Below are 17,854 nucleotides of genomic sequence, written 5' to 3' on the forward strand. Positions count from 1 at the left end.
CCACCTTTAACACCCCCCCGCGAACCCCACCCCCCCCCGCCCCCCCCCACCGCGGGGCCCCGCCACCATACTCCGCCCCCGGGGGTGGCCGCGGGGGCCATACAACTCGCCCGGGTCACCGGGTGAAGGCGTCCTTCGCGTCGCGGCCGGCTTCCTTCATGCGCTCGCCGGCCTGCCGGGCACGCGCGTCGCTCTGCTGCGTGGCGCCCTCGCCCCGCATCCGCTCGTTGTCGGTGACGTCGCCGATTCGCTCCTTGGCCGCGCCGGTCAGCTGCTCGACCTGGTTCTTCGCCTTGTCGGTGAAGCTCATGTCGCCTCCCCTGCTCCTGCGCCGGGCCGGGCTCTCCGTGCCCTTGTCTGTCTGCGTGCCCGGAGTCGGCCGGTGGAAACCTGGGCTCGTCGTGCGGTGGCTCGCACACCCGCTAGGGCATCCTAGGACACTAGGTGAACCGGGGGACAGAAATCAGGCTCGCCGGCTGCTTCTCGAACTGGCAGATCACGATCGAGGCGTCCACGTCCAGCACGAGCCCGACACCGGCCTGCCCGACGCGGTCGAGCCGGACAGCAGGCGAGCACCGGCATGGCCGACCACGCCCGCCCGTCGATCGGACGAGCCCAACGGCGCGAGCCATCATCCATGTGGTTGATGGCCAGGACGAGCGCGATGGCGGATGCCGGGTGCCCGGGCTCAACAGCGATGCTTCGACCATGCCGATCGTGGAAGTCAACGGGCTGAGCAAGTCCTACATGGGCAGGAGAGTCGTCGACGACGTGGGCTTCGCCGTGGAGGAAGGCGAGATCTTCGGCATCCTCGGCCCGAACGGCGCGGGAAAGACCACAGCCGTCGAATGCGTCGAAGGCCTTCGTGTCCCCGACGCCGGCAGCATCCGGGTCGCCGGACTCGACCCGCTGCGCGACCACCGCGAGTTGACCCTGCTGCTCGGGGTGCAGTTGCAGTCGAGCGAGCTACAGGCGAACCTCACCGTCGCCGAGGCTCTGCAGCTCTACAGCGCGTTCTACCCCACCCCCGCCAGCTGGGAGCCGCTCACCGAACAGCTTGGCCTCGACCGCCTCATGGATCAGCGGTTCGGCAAGCTGTCCGGTGGCCAGAAGCAGCGGCTCTTCATCGCCCTCGCGCTGCTGGGTCGGCCCCGGGTCGTCGTGTTCGACGAGCTGACCACGGCCCTCGACCCACGAGCACGCCGCGACACCTGGGCCCTGATGAGGGACGTACGTGACTCGGGCGTCACGATCCTCCTCGTGACCCACTTCATGGAGGAGGCTCAGCACCTCTGCGACCGGATCGCCGTGTTCGACCGCGGCAGGATCGTCGCCCTGGACTCTCCTTCCGGCCTGATCAGGCGCACCGACAGCCCGACCGTCATCTCCTTCCGCCCCTCGGCGCCGCTGCCGGACACCCAACTGCAGGCGCTGCCCGGCGCGACGTCCGTGACGAACCACGGCGACCGGTTGGTCATCGTCGGCACCGACGAAACCGCCAACGCGGTGATCGGGATGCTCGCCCACCACCAGGTCATCGCGGCAGAGCTCCGCGTGGTGGACGCCACCCTGGACGACGCGTTCCTGAACCTCACCGGAAGGGCCCAGCCACAGGAATTCGTCGCGTCCGCCAACACCGCACCCGGAGAGTCCTGACATGTCCGTACGCACTTCCGCGTCCGCCGCCGTGCTCAGGGCGGAGACCCGGCTGTTCGCCCGAGAGCCTGGGACCCTGTTCTGGGTGCTGGCGTTTCCTCCCCTGCTGCTCGTCGCGTTCGGGCTGGTCCCGGGCTGGCGGGAGGCGAGCCCCGAGTTCGGCGGCCGCCGGATGATCGAGTTCTTCGTCCCCAGCACGGTGCTGGTCGCCATGATCACGGCGAGCCTGCAGGCAATGCCGGCCGCGCTGGCCGGCTACCGGGAGCGCGGCATCCTGCGCAGGATGCGTACCACGCCGGCCCGCCCCGCAGATCTGCTGATGGCCCAGATGGCGCTGCACGCAGTGGCCGCGTTGCTCGCCGCGTCGTTCGTGGTGACTCTGGGGCGCCTCGTCTTCGCCATCAGCCTGCCGCGGAACCCGCCGGCGTACGCGGCGACGCTGGCGCTCGCGGTGCTGGCCGGTCTGGCGTTGGGCGCGGTGATCACCTCAGTCTCCCGGACGGCCAGAATGGCCACCGCCACCGGAATGTCGATCTTCTTCCCCGCGATGTTCGCGTCCGGAAGCTACGTACCGATCCAGGTGCTGCCCGAGACCCTGCGCCAGATCGTGGAATTCACGCCGTTCGGCGCCGCCGCCCAGGCCCTGGACCAGGCCACCCTCGGAAGCTGGCCGGCGTGGAACCATCTCACCGTGCTCGCTCTGTGGACCGTCGCGCTCCTGGCGGCCGCCGCTCGTTGGTTTCGTTGGGAGTAGGAAATGACCGAGGCACCGAGGAACGAGCCGGGATGGCCGTGGTTCTACCGCTGGGGCCCCTACGTGCTGCTCGGCCTCGGCGCGCTCGTCTCCGCCGTCACAGCGGGCACGCTGATGAGCTCCAGCGCCGTGTACCTGGCTGGTGCACTCACCGCAGGCGCTCTGCTGTGGCAGCTGGCGTGGGACCGCAGACTCCGGGAGCTGCCCGAGCCGTCCCGAGGCAGGACGGTCTACTTCGCCGTCCGCACCGGGATCGCGTTCGCCCTGAGCCTGCTCAACCCCTTCTTCTCCGTGTACGCGTTGATGGGCTATTTCGACGCGAGCCGGCAGCTGTCCAGGGCGAAACGCCGGTGGGGCCTCCTGGCGGTCGCGATGACCCTCGCCGGCTCGCAGTCGTCGACGCCCGGGGGGCCGCCACCCGACAGTCCTGAGCGGTGGGGCGTCTTCGCCGCCCTCCTCGCGCTCCACTCCTCGCTCGCCCTCATCCTCGACCGGTTCAACGACCAGACGACCGCGCAGCAGCGGGAGCAGAAGGCCGCCATCGACGAGTTGGAGCGCACCAACGCCCGGCTGGCACAGGCGTTGGCCGAGAACGAAGCGCTCCAGGCCCAGTTGCTCGTACAGGCCCGGGGGGCGGGCCGCGACGACGAGCGCCGTCGTCTCGCCGCGGAGATCCACGACACTCTGGCGCAGGGGCTGACCGGCATCATCACCCAACTGCAGGCCGGTCTCGACAGCACCGACCATGACAGCGCGCGCAGACATGTCGAACGTGCCGCGGCTCTCGCCCGGTACAGCCTCGGCGAGGCACGCCGTTCCGTGCACAACCTCGCACCCGGGCCGCTGGAACACCGCACGCTGCCCGACGCTCTGCAGGAGGCGGCAGCGCGCTGGTCGGTCACCTCGACGGCGCGGCTGGAACTCACCGTGACCGGCGTCGCGGAGCGGCTGCACGAGGAGATCGAGGCCACCCTGCTCCGGATCACCGAAGAGGCCTTGGGCAACGTGGCGAAACACGCGGACGCTGGCAGAGTCGGAGTCACCCTGTCCTACCTCGACGACGAAGTGACCTTGGACGTCCGGGACGACGGTCGCGGATTCGATCCGCGCGACGTTCCGCCGCGCTCCGAGCGAGGCGGGTTTGGCCTGGACGGAATGCGAGCACGCGCGGAACGGGTCGCCGGCAGTATCGAGATCGAGTCCGAACCTGGAGGCGGTACCGCGCTCGCGGTGCGCGTACCGTTGGTGCGCAATGACTCGTAGCTCCGGACCCATAACCCTACTGCTCGTTGACGACCATCCCGTGGTACGGGACGGCCTGCGCGGCATGTTCGCGGCATCACCGGACTTCCTGGTGCTGGACGAGGCGCCCGATGGGCGCGAATCGGTCGAACTCGCCGAACGTCTCGACCCCGACGTGGTACTGATGGACCTCCGGATGCCCGGCGGCAGCGGAGTCGCCGCAATCACCGAGTTGGTCCGACGCGGACTGCGCTGCCGGGTCCTGGTACTGACCACCTTCGACACGGACTCCGACGTCATTCCGGCAATCGAAGCGGGAGCGACCGGCTACATCCTCAAGGACGCCCCTCGAGACGAACTGTACGACGCGGTACGAGCGGCGGCGGAAAACCGGACGGTGCTCTCACCATCCGTCGCCGCCCGCCTCGTCGCCCGGATCCGTAACCCGGCCGAGACCGCCGGTACCGACGAGGGACGACCACTCAGCGCCCGCGAACGCGACATCCTGGTACTCGTCGCCAAGGGCGCCACCAATCGGGAGATCGCCAAGACGCTCTTCATCAGCGAAGCCACGGTCAAGACCCACCTCACCCATCTCTACGCCAAGTTGGGCGTCAACGACCGGGCAGCAGCCGTGGCCACCGCGTACGAGCGGGGGATCCTCAGGTGACGATCCACCGGATCGTGTGTGGCAGCGGGAACGAGTGAGCTGCTCGCGTCGAGGAAGGCCATCTGCGGGCGACCCCGGCCAGCACGGTCTCGGCGATGACGAGATCCTGCCAGGACATGCAGGAGCCTTGAAGGGGATCGGGCCGGGCGGTGAGGGTGGCCGCGTCGAAGACGGCGTAGAGCGCGTGAGCGGGGTCGTCCGGGTTCGCCACGAACGTCTGGTTGACTGGACGAATGGGAGAGATCCTGCTGATCCGGCACGGCGAAACCACCTGGAGCGCCAGCCGCCGGCACACCTCGTACACCGACCTGCCGCTCACCCCCGACGGCGAGCGGCAGGCCCGCGCCCTCGGCGAGTTCCTCGCCGGCCGGCACGTCGCCGCCGTCCTCACCAGCCCCCGGGCCCGGGCGCTGCGCACCGCGCAGCTCGCCGGCCTCCCCGTCACCGGCACCGACGACGACCTCGCCGAGTGGCACTACGGCGACTATGAGGGCCGCACCACCGCCGACATCCACGACGACCACCCGAGCTGGAACCTCTGGACGGACGGCTGCCCCGGCGGGGAGTCCCCCAGCGAGGTCGGCGAGCGCGTCGACCGGGTGCTCGCCCGGGTCCACCCGCTGCTCGACCGGGGCACCGTGGCCCTCGTCGGGCACGGCCACAGCCTGCGGGTGCTCGGCGCCCGCTGGGTCGGTCTGCCGCCGTCGGCCGGCGGGCTGCTGCGGCTGGACACCGCGACCGTCAGCGTGCTCGGCCACGAGCACGGCCGGCGGGTCATCCAGCGGTGGAACCAGCCGGCTCCCCCGCCGAGCGGGAACGCGCCCGAGCCTGGAGCTCGGCACTGATCTTCGGCGGCCGGTTCTCGTACGGGGTCGACAGCACCACCGTCGTGCGGGTGGTCACGTTCGCCGCCGTCCGGATCTCCTGGAGCACCCGCTCCAGGTCGGTCGGGCTGGCCACCCGCACCAGCAGCAGGTAGAAGTCCTCCCCCGCCACGGAGTAGCACGAGTCGATCTCCGGCAGGTGGGCCAGCCGTTCCGGGGCGTCGTCCGGCTGGGACGGGTCGAACGGCCGGATCGCCACGAACGCGGTCAGCGGCAGGTCCAGGGCCTCGAAGGAGACCCGGGCGGCGTACCCCTTGATCACGCCCCGCTGCTCCAGCCGGCGCACCCGCTGGTGCACCGCGGACACCGACAGGCCCACCTTCTCCGCCAGATCCGTGTACGACAGCCGACCGTCAGCGGTCAGTGCGGCGACGATGGCGCGGTCGATCTCCTCCACGGCGTGCAACCTACCGGGAAAACCGCCCGGCTGCGACGACGCACCCCCGCCGGCACGACGCGGCGTACGTGTCGTGCCGGCCCGTCGGGGCATCGTCAGCCCTTCGCGAGCGCCCGGGAGATGACCAGCCGCTGGATCTGGTTGGTGCCCTCGACGATCTGCAGCACCTTGGCCTCGCGCATGTAGCGCTCCACCGGGTGGTCGGTCACGTAGCCGGCGCCGCCGAGCACCTGCACCGCGTCGGTGGTAACCCGCATCGCCACGTCGGTGGCGAACAGCTTCGCCTTCGCCGCCTCGATCGAGTACGGCCGGCCGGCGTCGCGCAGCCGGGCCGCGGAGAGCATCAGCGCCCGGGCGGCGGAGATCTGGGTGGCCAGGTCGGCGAGGGTGAAGCCCAGCCCCTGGAAGTCGATGATCGCCCGGCCGAACTGCTGCCGTTCCTTCGCGTAGCCCACCGCGTAGTCGAGCGCCGCCTGGGCCAGCCCCACCGCGCAGGCGGCGATGCCGAGGCGCCCCGAGTCGAGGGCGGACATGGCGATGGTGAAGCCCATCCCCTCCCCGCCGATGAGCCGCTCGGCAGGCACCCGGGCGTCGTCGAAGGCGACCTGTGCCACCGGCGAGGCGTGCAGGCCCATCGTCCGCTCGGCGGCCTGGGGGGTGATGCCCGGCGTGCCCCGGTCGGCCAGCAGGCAGGAGATGCCCTTCGGGCCGGGCCCGCCGGTGCGGCAGAAGATGTTGTAGAAGTCCGCGACCCGGGCGTGGGTGATCCACGCCTTGGTGCCGGTGACGACGTAGGAGTCGCCGTCGCGTACGGCCTTCGTGGTCAGGCTGGCCGCGTCCGACCCGCCCTGCGGCTCCGAGAGGCAGTACGCCCCGAGCAGTTCCCCGCCGACCATGTCCGGCAGCAGCTTGCGCTGCTCGTCGGTGCCGAACTGGGCGAGCGGGTAGCAGGACAGGGTGTGCACGCTGACCGCCTCGGCGACCGCGAGCCAGCGGCTGGCCAGGATCTCCAGCACCTGCAGGTAGACCTCGTACGGCTGGGCGGCGCCGCCGTGCTCCTCGGCGTACGGCAGGCCGAGCAGGCCCGCCCGGCCGAGGGTGCGCAGCACCTCGCGGGGGAACTCGGCGCGCTCCTCGAACCCGGCCGCCTTCGGGGCGAGCTCGCGGTCGGCGAGTTCGGTGGCGAGGTCGAGCAGGTCGTGGGCCTCGTCGGTGGGGAGGATCCGGTCGACAGTCATAGCGCGATGAGCTCCGTGGGGGTGGTGTTGAGCCGTTGCACGCCGTCCGTGGTGCAGACGACGATGTCCTCGATGCGGGCGCCGTGCCGGCCCGCCAGGTAGATGCCCGGTTCGACGGAGAACGCCATCCCGGCCTCCAGCGGGCGGGCGTTGCCGGCCACCACGTACGGCTCCTCGTGGCCGTCCAGGCCGATGCCGTGGCCGGTGCGGTGCAGGAACGCCGCGCCGTGGCCGGCGGCGGCGATCGGCTCCCGCGCGGCGGCGTCGACGGCCTCGGCGGTCACCCCGGGGCGGACCGCGGCCACCGCCGCCGCCTGGGCGGCGCGCAGGACCTCGTAGTAGTCGGCGAACTCGGCCGGCGGCGGACCGCCGGCGACGTAGGTGCGGGTGCAGTCGGAGCGGTAGCCCGAGGGCATCGTGCCGCCGATGTCCACCACCACCGGCTCGCCGGCGCCGATCGGCCGGTCGGAGGTGCCGTGGTGCGGGCTGGCGCCGTTCGGGCCGGCGGCGACGATCACGAAGTCGACGGTGACGTGGCCGGCGGCCCGGATCGCCGCGGCGATGTCGGCGGCGACCTCCGTCTCGGTGCGCCCCGGCCGCAGCCACTCCCCCATCCGGTCGTGCACCGCGTCGATCGCCTCGCCCGCCTCGGCCAGCGCCGCCACCTCCGCCGGGGACTTGCGGATGCGCAGCTCGCGCAGCACCTCGGAGGCCAGCCGCTGGGTGGCGCCGGGCAGCGTGGCGCGCAGGGCGAGGGCCTGCTCGGCCCACATCCGGTCGGCCAGCCCGACCGCCGCCACCGGCCCGCCGAGGGCGGCGGTGACGAGGGGGTACGGGTCCGTGCCGTCGGCGTGGTCGACGATCCGCACGCCGGTGGCCGGGGCCGGGGACGCCTCGGCGGCCGGCCGTTCCAGGGTGGGCACGACCAGCGTCGGCTCGCCCTCGGCGGGCAGTACCAGGCAGGTCAGGCGCTCGCCGGCGTGCGCGTCGTAGCCGGTCAGGTAACGCAGGTCTGAGCCGGGGGTGAGCAGCAGCGCGTCCAGCCCGGCGGCGGCGGTGGCGCGCTGCGCGGCGGCCAGCCGCTGCGGCGGGTACAGCTTCTCGGATCCCACACCGGCCAGCTTAACGGTCGTTCGGGCACCGACCCAGCCCACCCGGCGCTCCGGCGGGCGCTCCCCGACGAGGCGCGGGTGGCGGCCCGACGCGCCGACGGGCGCTTCCCGGCCGGACGCTCAGGAGGCGGCCCGGCGCCGGACGAGGGCGAGCATCTCGTCGACGGAGCCGGCGGGATCGGTCACCGGGAACTGCACCGCGCGGACGACGGCGTCGGAGCCGACCAGCAGGGTCAGGCGCTTGAACCGCTCGACGCCGCCGGCGCGGAAGGTGGGTAGCGACAGCCCTGCCGCGAGCCGGCCGTCCTGGTCAGACAGCAGCGGGAAGGGCAGCTCGGCGTGCGCCACGAAGTCGGCGAGCTGGTCGGGCCGTTGGGTGCTCACTCCGAGGACGCGCGCGCCGGCGGCCCGGAAGTCCGCGTGCCGGGCGGCGTAGCTGGTGGATTCCAACGTGCAGCCGGCCGCGCCGGGGATCTCCCCCCAGCCCGGTGGAAGGGCCCGCGCCCCGGGTGCGAACGCCCCGGGGAAGAAGTAGAGCACGCTCCAGCCCCGCGCGTCGGCCGGCGCGACCGGCCGGCCGTCGTGCCCGGGCAGGACGACGTCGGGCAGCCGCCGGCCGACCAGGTCGTGCACGCGGCGCGCCTCGGCGGAGGCGGCGTCGGCGGTCGCGGTGAGGTCGCCGTCGCCCATCACGTACCGGGTACCCCAGTCCTGCAGGGCGATGAGCACCGGCAACAGGCCCTCGCCCTTGGCGGTGAGCAGGTAGTCGAAGCGGGGCGGGTGCGCCGAGTAGGGCCGTCGATCCAGCACGCCGTGCGTGACGAGCCCGGCCAGGCGTTCGGTCAGCGCCCGCCGGCTGACGCCCAGCTCGCGGTGGAGCGCGTCGAAGCGGGTGGTCCCGCCGGCGACCTCGCGCACGATGAGGAACGTCCACCAGTCGCCGAGGACGCCCAGCGCCTGCGCGATGCCGCAGTCCGCGTCCGCCAGGTCGGCCCGCCGCACGTCCCACCCCCGTCCGCTCCGTCGCCCTCGACTATAGTCCGTTTCAAATTGGAACTCACTGGCTCGCGGACGGGGGCGGACGACATGGGCGTCAGGCATGCAGCCGGGGTGTTCTGGCGGTGGTGGGCCGCCGGCACGACCAGCGCGGTCGGGTCGGCGGTCGGCGCCGTGGCGCTGCCGCTGACCGCGCTGACGGTGCTCGACGCCACCGCGTTCGAGATGGGCCTCATCGCGGCGGCCAGCTACGTCGCCTGGCTCGTGATCGGGTTGCCGGCCGGCGTCCTCACGCAGCGGCTGCCGCTGCGCGGGACGCAGGTGGGCGCCGACCTGGCCCGCGCGCTGGCCGTCGCGTCGGTGCCGGTCGCGTGGTGGTTCGACCGGTTGACCGTCGCCCACCTGGTGGTCACCGCGCTGGTGGTCAGCTTCGCCACGGTGCTCTTCGACGTGGCCAACTCGACCTTCCTGCCGAGCATCGTCGACCGGGACCAGCTGCAGTCCCGCAACAGCCTGACCTCCGCCACGCACGCCACCACCCAGCTCGGCGGGCCGCCGCTCGGCGGCCTCGCGGTGCAGGCGCTCGGCGCGGTGCCGACCCTGCTCGTCGACGCCGCCGGCTACCTCGTCTCGGCGGCCCTGCTCCGTTCCCTGCCCGCCCGCCGCGTCGACGCGCCGGACCGCTGGCCGCCGGTCGGGGCGATGATCCGCGAGGGCTGGCGCTACGTGGCGTACCACCCGGTGATGGGCCCCGGCATGTGGGCCGCGACGGCGGTGAACTTCGTCTGCGGGGCGCAGCTCGCGCTCTACCCGCTGCACCTGGTGCGCGAGCTGCACGCCCCGGCGGGCCTGGTCGGCCTGCTGCTCGCCGTCGAGGGGATCGGCTCGCTCGTGGGGGCCGCGCTGACGTCCCGGATCACCGCCCGGATCGGGACCGCCCGGGCTCTGGTCGTCGCCGGCTTCGTGTCGGTCGGCGGCGCGTTCGTCGTCCCCTGGGGCACCGGCTGGCCGGCGTACGTCGCCTTCGCGGTCGGCAACGTCGTCTTCGCGGCCGGCGTCGTGGTGCTCAGCGTGACCACCCGGACCTACCGGCAGATCGCCAGCCCGCCCGAGCTGCTCTCGCGGGTGATGGCGACCGTCCGGTTCGTCTCCTGGGGAGCCATCCCGGTCGGTGGCCTGCTCGCGGGCGCCCTCGCCGGCGTCGCGGGGACCCGCGCGACCCTGCTGGTCTTCGCATTCGCGGCGGTCTGCGCGCCCCTGGCGCTGCTGCTGTCCCCCGTCCGGCGCCTGCGTGACCTCACCGACCACGACCGGGCGGCCGGCGACCGTCGGGCGAGCCCCGTGTCGGCGGGCCGCTGACGGCCCGACCCCGCGCTCAGCCCGGCCCGTCCGGCCCGTCCGGCACGTCCGGCACGTCCGGCACGACGGGCAGCGCGCCGGCCAGCCGGCGGGCCCGGTCGGCGTGGGTCAGCAGGTCCACGCTGTCGACGAACTGGTCGACCGCGCCGACCGGCGGCCGCGCGCGCAGGGCCGGGTCGGTGACGGCGGCGTGCAGTGCGGCGGCGACCCGGCCGGCGTCCAGGACCAGGAAGGGCCGGCGGTGGAAGGGGCGCGGCCGGGCACGCACCGGCGCCGCCAGCCCGGTGTCGTCGGTCCAGGCGGCGACGGTCTCCAACGCGCGGACCAGCCCGTCCTCCCGGCGCGGCCAGTCCCCCGGGCCCAGCGCGTCGGCCAGGGCCGCGACCACGGGTCCCGCGCCGGGCAGCCGGCCGAACACCGTGCCCAGCCACTTGTCGTACGGCGGCCAGCAGCGGCGCAGCAGCAGGCCGAGCCGCATCACGTCCCGGGCCAGCCCGGCGGTGACCACCCGGCTGCCGACGTCGTCGCCGACCTCGGCGCAGCGGCCGGGCAGGTGTTCCGCCTGGGCGACGCGGGTCCACCCGGCGGCGAGCACGTACCGCCACACGTCGTCCGGGTACCACCGCAGGGCCCTCCGCGCCCCGGTGAGCGCCCCGTCGAGGCCGTCGTGGAAGACCTCGCCGCCGGTCGCCTCGGCCAGCCGCTGGGTCGGGGTGGCCAGCCAGTCGGCCGTGGTGACCCCGGCGGCCGGGTCGAAGCCGAGCCGGTCGCGCCACCAGCCGACCAGCTCGTCGATCTTCACTCCGTGCCGGACGCCCGCCGGGTCGACCACGCCGAGGCGGCCGAGGCCGGCGAACCGGGTCGGCCAGCCGAGGAAGTCGGCCGGCAGGTCGGCGTCCAGCGCGGCGAGCAGTCGCGGGATCCGCCACGCGTCGGCCGCCGCCACGAAGATTTGCGCCCGCGGCCCCCAGTCGTGGTCCGTGGAGCGCGCGGTGTCCAGCCCGAGCAGCTCCGAGCCGCCGTCGAGCAGGCCGGCCGCGTAGCGCAGGCCGGGAAAGCGCCGGCGCAGGATCGGCGCGAGCACCTCGTCGTGGAACCGTCGGCCGAGCGTCAGGCCGGGAACGAACGTCACACCGGCCAGTCTGCGCCCCTCGTCGGGGCGCTCGCAGCACGGTTCCGGCGCGGCCGGCCGGTCGCGCCGATAGCCTGGAGCCGCGAGCGCCTCGCCGGCGGAGAGGAGCGACAGCCGTGGCACCGAACGACCCGGACCGCGCCGCGGCGCGTCGCCGCCGGCTGCTCTGGTCCGGGATCCTCGCGGTCGCCGGCCTGGTGCTGCTGATCGTCGGCCTGACGATCGCCAACGGTACGGCGGCCTGGATCGAGGTGGCGCTCGCGGTCGCGCTGCTGGTCGCGAGCTACGCGGTGCAGTACCTGGCCCGCCGCGAGACGCTCTACTCCAGCGACGAGCGCCCCTGACCGCCGGACTGTCCCGCCGTGCCGTACCCCCCGAACGTCGGTGCGGTGTGCCAGGCTGTCGGGCGTGGCACAGCAACCCCCGATCATGCTCATCGACGCGCCCAGCCTCTACTTCCGGGCCTTCTTCGGCATCCCCGAGTCCGCGGCCCGCGCCGCGGACGGGAGCCCGGTCAACGCGGTGCGCGGCTTCCTCGACATGCTGGCGGCCCTGATCCGCACCCGCCGGCCGGACCGGATGGTCTGCGCCATGGACCATGACTGGCGACCCGAGTGGCGCGTCGCGCTGCTGCCGTCGTACAAGGCGCACCGGCTGGCGCCCGAGGGCGGCGAGGTGGTGCCCGACACGCTCAGCCCACAGGTGCCGCTGATCCTGGAGGTGCTCGACGCCGTCGGCATCACCCACGTCGGCGCGGCCGGCTACGAGGCCGACGACGTGCTCGGCACGCTGTCGGTGACCCAGCCGGCGCCGGTCGAGGTGGTCTCCGGCGACCGGGACCTGTTCCAGCTCGTCGACGACGCCCGCCCGGTGCGGCTGCTCTACGTCGGGCGGGGCGTGGCCAAGCTGGAGGACTGCGACGACGCCGCTGTGCGGTCCCGCTACGGGGTGCCGGCCGCCCGGTACGCCGACTTCGCCGCCCTGCGCGGGGACCCGAGCGACGGGCTGCCCGGGGTGCCGGGCGTGGGCGAGAAGACGGCCGCCCGGCTCGTGGAGCGCTACGGCGACATCGCGGGCATCCTGGCCGCCCTGGACGAGCCGGGTTCCGGCTTCGCCCCCGGACTGCGCACCAAGCTCGCCGCCGCGCGCGACTACCTGGCCGTGGCGCCGAAGGTGGTCCGGGTCGCCCTCGACGTGCCGCTGCCCGAGCTGGCCACCGCGCTGCCCAGCGCCCCGGCCGACCCGGACCGGCTGCTGGAGCTGGCCGGCGAGTGGAACCTGGCCGGCTCGGCGCGCCGTCTGGTCGACGCACTCGCCCAGCGCGCCTGACCCCCGTCCGCGCGGTCACCAGGGCTGACCCGCACGTCCCGGTGTGGGATTCGAGGCCAACCTCGAATCCCACACCGTCGAGCGCTCTCGAGGTCTAGGCGTCGGCTACGGCCAACCGCGAACCATTCCCGCGGCACGTCCGCCCGGCCACGGCGACGATGACCACGTGACACCATGACCAACCCATCCGAACCGGGACACGCCCGGTCCGATCCGGGCGTGAGCGCGATGTGTGCGTAGACGCGGGCGGCGAGGGTGGTGGCGAGTAGCGCCCAGATCAGCCAGGCGGCGTCGTGCGCGAGGCCGGCGAGAAATCCCGCAGCCAGAGGTTGGCGGATCCAGTTGCGCGGCCCTGTGCTCGAGAACAGCTCCGGGTCCGGCCCGAATCTGCGGCCTGGATATCGTTTACCGGCCGCAGGTGGAAGCGCGTCGGACGTCACCGGGACCGGGTACCAGGTACAGGCCCACAAGCAGCAGGTACAGACACAGGCTGAGCACCGCGTTGACGAACACGAAGCTGAACGCCACCAGATACAGCACGGGCCCGATCAGGAACCTGCGGGCGACGGCTCGATAAAGGCCGGGGTCGACGTCATCGCGCAGCAGCCTACGGCGGCGGGCCCACCACCAGCTGAGGTTGAAGAACAGCGCCTCGCCGAGGACGGCACCGACGTAGAGGGCGGCGGACACGCGCTGATCTGCGGTGCTGCCGCGCAGGTGCGTGGCCAGCTGACTGGCGGTGAACGGGATCGTCGCGACGAACAGCAACAACAGCAGGTTGAACAGCAGAAGTGGTTGGTCGACCCGGGCGACATAGCGCCACATGTTGTGGTGGGTGAGCCAGACCTGCCCGACGATCGCGAAGGTGATCGCGTAGGCAAGGTAGGCGGGCCATTCACGCAACAGCGACGTCCCGAGTTCTTCGCCGCCTTCTGCCTGTAGTCGGAGCAGCTCGACAGCCATCAGAGTCAGGACGATCGCGATGACCGCATCACTGAACGCCTCGGCGCGTCCGCCACCGCGTTCCAACTCCTGTCCTTTCCAGTACCGGTAGCGGCCACGCTCCAGGTCGGGCTGGTTGGACTCGGCGCCCTCAGTCATGACGTCACCTCCTCTATGGCAACGACGAAGCGGTTCCGCCAGCACATGACCGTCACCCGTGAACGCGCCCGACCTCGGCATTTTGGACGACGTCATCGGGTGCGTGGCCGCACCAGCCCCGCGTCGAACGCCGCGATCACCAGCTGTGCCCGATCTCGCACGGCCAGCTTCGCCATCAGGTGCGTGATGTGCGTCTTCACCGTCTTCACCGAGATCGCCAGGGCAGTGGCGATCTCGTCGTTCGACAAGCCGCCGCCGATCAGCGTCAGCACCTCGACCTCACGGCCGGTCAGCCGCCGCAGTGCCGACGTTGGCCTGTCCGGGCGGGGCGCCGCGACGTAGTGCGCGACGAGCCGGATGAGGATCGACGGCGCGAACAGTGATTCACCGAGGTGGGTACGGCGGATTGCCTCGATCAGTTCTTCGGGGCGGGCGTCCTTGAGCAGGAAACCGGACGCACCCGCGCGCAGCGCATCGTAGACGTACTCGTCGAGCTCGAACATGCTCAGAACCAGGACGCGGGCGGTGGACAGCGCCGGGTCGGTGCAGATGCGGCGGGTGGCCTCGATGCCGTCGAGGTGCGGCATCCGGACGTCCATCAGGATGACGTCGGGGCGGGTGGTGCGAGCGCGCGCGACGGCGTGCGCGCCGTCGCCGGCCTCGCCGACGACGGCCAGGTCCGACTCGTTGTTGATAATCATGGCGAGGCTGTGTCGGAGCAGCGCCTGGTCGTCCGCCAACAGCACGCGGATGCCGCTCACGCCGCCTCGTCCCGGATCCGTGCGGTGATGCGAAAGCCCGCGTCGACGTGCTCCGCGGACAACGTGCCGCCGAGACTGCCGACCCGCTCCCGTAACCCGGTCAGCCCGTGCCCGGCGCCCGGCGATGCCCGCCATCCGTCGACTGACGGGCCGGTGTCCGCCACCGTGACCACCACGTATGTTCCGTCCCGATACACCCGCACCCGCACGTCCGTCGGTCCCGCGTAGCGTGCCGCGTTGGTGAGCGCCTCCCGCACGGTCTTGCAGACGGCCACTTGTACACCCTGCGATACCGGGCCGAGCGGCTCGACCGTCAGCCGCGTCCGAAGCCCTGCGAGCGACGCGCCGTGCACGATGTCGGGCAAGTCGTCGAGGTTGTCCACCGGCGTACGGTGGCTGGCGGCCGACGGCTCACGCAGGACCGTGAGCATGCGGCGTAGCTCGGTTGTCGCGTGCCGGCTCGCGTCCTCGATATCGGTGAGCGCCGCCTCCACCTCGGCGGGCTTGGGTAGATGCCGGGTGGCCGCCGCGCGGACCGTGATCAGACCCAAGCCATGCGAGACGATGTCGTGCAGGTCGCGGGCAATCCGCAACCGCTCGGCGAGTACCGCCTCGGACGCGGCCCAGGCGGTCAGCCGCGACTCGTAGGCGGTTCGGTCGGCGCGTGCCCGCCGCACCGCCCATACCGCAGCCGCGACAGCGATGCCGACCATGAGCGGCGGCAGCACGACCCCGAGCGGGCCCTGCGCGCCGACCGTACACATGGCCATCACCAGCACACTGATCACCGCGGCAATCACCGGCACGGCCCTGGACCGCCCGGAGGGGCGCGGATGGGCGTTCACCACCACGACTGTAGTTCTCAGACCAGGGTCTGACGGTCCAGGGACCGACTCGGCCGTCGGGATCCGAGAACGGTCCGATGTGCGAGGGCCGCATGACCGGTTGACTCGGCTTATGATCACGATCGATCGCGTCAGCAAGACCAAGAGCAGGACGCAGATCCTGCACGACGTTACCTTCGAGGCCCGGCCCGGCCGGGTCACCGGCTTCCTCGGGCCGAACGGCGCCGGCAAGACGTCGACTCTACGTATCCTGCTCGGCCTGGACCGCCCGCAGAGCGGGACCGCGCTGATCTGCGGGCGCCCGTACGGGAAACTGGACCGTCCGCTCACGACCGTCGGCGCGCTGCTCGACGGCAGCGGCGCGCACCGGGCCCGCACGGCCCGCGCCCACCTGCGCTGGGTAGCCGCCAGCAACGGCCTGCCGGACTCCCGCGCCGACGAGGTCCTCGAGGTCGTGGGCCTGACCGGCGACGCGCGGAAGCGTGCCGGCCGTTTCTCCCTCGGCATGAGCCGCCGGCTCGGGCTCGCCACCGCGCTGCTCGGCGACCCTGAGGTGCTGGTCCTGGACGAACCGGTCAACGGCCTCGACCCGGTCGGGATCCGCTGGATGCGCAACTTCCTCCGAGACAGCGCGGCGCAGGGCCGCACCGTCCTACTCTCCAGCCACTTGATGGGCGAATTGGCCGAGATCGCCGACGACGTAATAGTGATCGATAAGGGCCGGGTCGTGATTCAAGGCAGACTCGCCGACGTCACCGGCGACCATCACACGCTCGAGGACGCCTTCTTCGCGCTGACCGCTACCGAAGCGGATCGCCCGTGGTGAGCCTGGTCCGCGCCGAACTCCGCAAGCTGCTCGGCCTGCCCACCGCCTGGGTCGGCCTGGTGCTGGGCACGCTGACAGCACCCGCGGTCGTTCTGCTGAACGCACCGTACACCCGCCGCGCGATCGCCGCCGGCACCCTCACTGACACCTCCGACCTGGGCCTACGCGACCTGGGTATCGGCCTGATCGGTCCGATGGTCCTCGGCGTGATCGTGGTGAGCAGCGAATACACGTCCACCAGCCAGGACGCCCCCGGTGCCCGCCAGCTCACCGCGACACTCACCGCAGTTCCCGACCGGCTACGTCTGCTCGTGGCGAAGACCACCGCGCTGGTGCTGATCGTCGCGGCGCAGGCGGCGGTCACCGCAGCTGCCACACTCACCCTCACCCGGGTGCTGCACGGCGAATACGTGCCGGCACCCGCCCCGGCCCGAGTCGCCGCCGCGATCCTCTACTGGACGCTGACCGCGCTGCTGGCGTACGCGATCGCGCTGATCACTCGCAACGGCATCGTGCCGCTGACGCTGCTGATCATCAACAGCACCGTCGTCTCAGTGTCGTACCTGCTGACGAAGGTGACCGACCTCGCCTCCTACCTGCCGGACATCGTCGGCGCGCAAATGTTCATCCGTAGTGCCGACTTCCCCGTCGAGATCGCCCCGGTGACCGCTGGCCTGGTGATGACGGCCTGGGTCGTCGTGTTACTCGCGATCGGCGCCGTCCTGTTTCAGCGGCGGGACGTATGAACAGTGCCCGCGCTGAACTGCGCAAACTGCTGACCCTGCCATCGCTGCGCCTGACCGCGCTGCTGACCTGGACCGCCACCCTGCTGCTGACATTCGTGTACGCATCCGCTGAGTCCCGCGGTGAGCCACTCGGCGACGACGCCGCCCTGGCCCCGCTCGGTTACACCCAGGCCGGCTTTTTGGTGCTCGGCGTGCTGGCGGCCGCGTCCGAGTACCAGGAGGGCGGCCAGATCCGCACCACGCTGCTCGCGACGCCCCGGCGCCTGCCCCTGCAGGCGGTGAAAGCCCTCGCGCTGGGTGCGGTGACGCTCCCGGTGGCCGTCGCGACGGCGGCCACCAGCACCCTGCCGGCCGGTGGGGCCACGTGGATGCCGGCAGCAACCGCGTACCTGACACTCACCACGCTGCTGGGGGCGGCAGTCGCCAGTGTCGTCCGTCGCGCGGTGCCCGCCGTGATTCTGCTGCTCGGTCTGTATTTCATCGCGGGCCCGCTGCTGCGGGCCCGGCCCGGCACCATCGCCGCCGCCTACCTGCCGGACACCGCCGCCCTCAACCCGTCTCGCGGCGCCGCCGCCACGATCATTTGGACACTCTCCGCGCTAACCCTCGCCGCTCTCACTTTCCACCGCCGCGACGCTTGACACCCCTGGTCGGGGTCAGCTGATCCGCAGTTTCCGGGGCGGCTACCGGCGGCGGCAGGCGTCACCGCCATTTCGGACGGTAGTCGACCGATTGCAGCAGGTCGAGGCCGATGGCCTCGTCGTAACGCCCTGTCGGAGGTGCCGGGCCGTAACACCCGGCGGGGC

At 72.4% G+C, this 17,854-nt stretch carries 21 protein-coding genes; 11 read left to right on the top strand and 10 right to left on the bottom strand.

All coding sequences use genetic code 11. The annotated features are described in order from the left end of the window. Nucleotides 1-115: 115 nt before the first annotated feature. Nucleotides 116-310 carry a CsbD family protein gene (locus tag AB0L34_RS25875; protein ID WP_363707346.1) on the bottom strand — a complete coding sequence of 65 codons (195 nt, stop codon included), beginning with the start codon at nucleotides 308-310 and terminating at the stop codon, nucleotides 116-118. Between the two features lie 134 nt (nucleotides 311-444). Between AB0L34_RS25875 and AB0L34_RS25880 the strand changes: the two genes are divergently transcribed. The 4 genes from AB0L34_RS25880 to AB0L34_RS25895 are packed head-to-tail and all read left to right on the top strand — an operon-like array spanning nucleotide 445 to nucleotide 4,322. After that, on the top strand, nucleotides 445-1,656 hold the full coding sequence (locus tag AB0L34_RS25880; RefSeq protein WP_363707348.1) for an ABC transporter ATP-binding protein: 1,212 nt from the start codon (nucleotides 445-447) through the stop codon (nucleotides 1,654-1,656). A 1-nt stretch (nucleotide 1,657) separates the two neighbouring features. Continuing rightward, the gene (locus AB0L34_RS25885; RefSeq protein WP_363707350.1) at nucleotides 1,658-2,410 is read left to right on the top strand and encodes an ABC transporter permease; all 753 of its coding nucleotides are present in this window, start codon (nucleotides 1,658-1,660) and stop codon (nucleotides 2,408-2,410) included. A gap of 3 nt (nucleotides 2,411-2,413) precedes the next feature. Beyond that, nucleotides 2,414-3,673 (top strand): sensor histidine kinase, encoded by a 1,260-nt coding sequence (locus AB0L34_RS25890; protein WP_363707352.1) that lies wholly within the window; start codon nucleotides 2,414-2,416, stop codon nucleotides 3,671-3,673. Beyond that, on the top strand, nucleotides 3,663-4,322 hold the full coding sequence (locus AB0L34_RS25895; RefSeq protein WP_363707354.1) for a response regulator transcription factor: 660 nt from the start codon (nucleotides 3,663-3,665) through the stop codon (nucleotides 4,320-4,322). Before AB0L34_RS25890 ends, AB0L34_RS25895 begins: the two co-directional genes overlap by 11 nt. Here the strand turns inward: AB0L34_RS25895 and AB0L34_RS25900 are convergent. Further along, nucleotides 4,315-4,533, bottom strand: a complete 219-nt coding sequence (locus AB0L34_RS25900; RefSeq protein ID WP_363707356.1) for a hypothetical protein — start codon at nucleotides 4,531-4,533, stop codon at nucleotides 4,315-4,317. The genes AB0L34_RS25895 and AB0L34_RS25900 overlap by 8 nt on opposite strands. A 22-nt stretch (nucleotides 4,534-4,555) precedes the next feature. On the opposite strand from AB0L34_RS25900, the gene AB0L34_RS25905 reads away from it, so the two are divergent. Next, the gene (locus AB0L34_RS25905) at nucleotides 4,556-5,167 is read left to right on the top strand and encodes a histidine phosphatase family protein (protein ID WP_357461988.1); all 612 of its coding nucleotides are present in this window, start codon (nucleotides 4,556-4,558) and stop codon (nucleotides 5,165-5,167) included. Here the strand turns inward: AB0L34_RS25905 and AB0L34_RS25910 are convergent. From AB0L34_RS25910 to AB0L34_RS25925, 4 genes are all read right to left on the bottom strand, one after another. Then, on the bottom strand, nucleotides 5,097-5,603 hold the full coding sequence (locus AB0L34_RS25910) for an Lrp/AsnC family transcriptional regulator (protein ID WP_357461989.1): 507 nt from the start codon (nucleotides 5,601-5,603) through the stop codon (nucleotides 5,097-5,099). The genes AB0L34_RS25905 and AB0L34_RS25910 overlap by 71 nt on opposite strands. A gap of 95 nt (nucleotides 5,604-5,698) precedes the next feature. Further along, the gene (locus AB0L34_RS25915) at nucleotides 5,699-6,841 is read right to left on the bottom strand and encodes an acyl-CoA dehydrogenase family protein (RefSeq protein ID WP_357461990.1); all 1,143 of its coding nucleotides are present in this window, start codon (nucleotides 6,839-6,841) and stop codon (nucleotides 5,699-5,701) included. Then, the gene (locus AB0L34_RS25920) at nucleotides 6,838-7,953 is read right to left on the bottom strand and encodes a Xaa-Pro peptidase family protein (RefSeq protein ID WP_363707358.1); all 1,116 of its coding nucleotides are present in this window, start codon (nucleotides 7,951-7,953) and stop codon (nucleotides 6,838-6,840) included. The genes AB0L34_RS25915 and AB0L34_RS25920 overlap by 4 nt, the downstream gene beginning before the upstream one ends. Nucleotides 7,954-8,073: 120 nt before the next feature. After that, a complete protein-coding gene (locus AB0L34_RS25925; RefSeq protein ID WP_363707360.1) occupies nucleotides 8,074-8,955 on the bottom strand; it encodes a winged helix-turn-helix transcriptional regulator in 882 nt (293 codons plus the stop codon). Between the two features lie 84 nt (nucleotides 8,956-9,039). Between AB0L34_RS25925 and AB0L34_RS25930 the strand changes: the two genes are divergently transcribed. Further along, a complete protein-coding gene (locus AB0L34_RS25930; RefSeq protein WP_363707362.1) occupies nucleotides 9,040-10,308 on the top strand; it encodes an MFS transporter in 1,269 nt (422 codons plus the stop codon). A 16-nt stretch (nucleotides 10,309-10,324) separates the two neighbouring features. Here AB0L34_RS25930 and AB0L34_RS25935 read toward each other — a convergent pair whose 3' ends face one another. Continuing rightward, entirely contained in the window at nucleotides 10,325-11,440 is a 1,116-nt protein-coding gene (locus AB0L34_RS25935; RefSeq protein ID WP_363707364.1) for a DUF4037 domain-containing protein, read from the bottom strand. A gap of 116 nt (nucleotides 11,441-11,556) precedes the next feature. Between AB0L34_RS25935 and AB0L34_RS25940 the strand changes: the two genes are divergently transcribed. Together AB0L34_RS25940 and AB0L34_RS25945 are read left to right on the top strand one after the other, a co-directional pair. Then, complete coding sequence (locus AB0L34_RS25940) at nucleotides 11,557-11,784, top strand: hypothetical protein (RefSeq protein ID WP_350705396.1); 228 nt, start codon at nucleotides 11,557-11,559, stop codon at nucleotides 11,782-11,784. Between the two features lie 85 nt (nucleotides 11,785-11,869). Next, nucleotides 11,870-12,769 (top strand): 5'-3' exonuclease, encoded by a 900-nt coding sequence (locus AB0L34_RS25945; protein WP_363707378.1) that lies wholly within the window; start codon nucleotides 11,870-11,872, stop codon nucleotides 12,767-12,769. Nucleotides 12,770-13,174: 405 nt separating this feature from the next. On the opposite strand, the gene AB0L34_RS25950 is transcribed toward AB0L34_RS25945, so the two are convergent. From AB0L34_RS25950 to AB0L34_RS25960, 3 genes are all read right to left on the bottom strand, one after another. Further along, nucleotides 13,175-13,870, bottom strand: a complete 696-nt coding sequence (locus AB0L34_RS25950; protein ID WP_363707366.1) for a TMEM175 family protein — start codon at nucleotides 13,868-13,870, stop codon at nucleotides 13,175-13,177. Nucleotides 13,871-13,962: 92 nt separating this feature from the next. After that, on the bottom strand, nucleotides 13,963-14,631 hold the full coding sequence (locus AB0L34_RS25955; protein ID WP_363707368.1) for a response regulator transcription factor: 669 nt from the start codon (nucleotides 14,629-14,631) through the stop codon (nucleotides 13,963-13,965). Continuing rightward, a complete protein-coding gene (locus AB0L34_RS25960; RefSeq protein WP_363707370.1) occupies nucleotides 14,628-15,419 on the bottom strand; it encodes a histidine kinase in 792 nt (263 codons plus the stop codon). The genes AB0L34_RS25955 and AB0L34_RS25960 overlap by 4 nt, the downstream gene beginning before the upstream one ends. Between AB0L34_RS25960 and AB0L34_RS25965 the strand changes: the two genes are divergently transcribed. From AB0L34_RS25965 to AB0L34_RS25975, 3 genes are read left to right on the top strand one after another with little or no spacing between them, the layout of a single operon-like run. Then, on the top strand, nucleotides 15,394-16,302 hold the full coding sequence (locus AB0L34_RS25965) for an ATP-binding cassette domain-containing protein (RefSeq protein ID WP_363707372.1): 909 nt from the start codon (nucleotides 15,394-15,396) through the stop codon (nucleotides 16,300-16,302). The genes AB0L34_RS25960 and AB0L34_RS25965 overlap by 26 nt on opposite strands. After that, nucleotides 16,296-17,048: a hypothetical protein gene (locus AB0L34_RS25970; protein ID WP_363707374.1), complete on the top strand. Its 753-nt coding sequence runs from the start codon at nucleotides 16,296-16,298 to the stop codon at nucleotides 17,046-17,048. The genes AB0L34_RS25965 and AB0L34_RS25970 overlap by 7 nt, the downstream gene beginning before the upstream one ends. Then, a complete protein-coding gene (locus AB0L34_RS25975; RefSeq protein WP_363707376.1) occupies nucleotides 17,045-17,689 on the top strand; it encodes a hypothetical protein in 645 nt (214 codons plus the stop codon). The genes AB0L34_RS25970 and AB0L34_RS25975 overlap by 4 nt, the downstream gene beginning before the upstream one ends. Nucleotides 17,690-17,854: the final 165 nt, after the last annotated feature.

It is taken from the genome of Micromonospora sp. NPDC052213, assembly GCF_040679695.1.
Taxonomy (GTDB): domain Bacteria; phylum Actinomycetota; class Actinomycetes; order Mycobacteriales; family Micromonosporaceae; genus Micromonospora.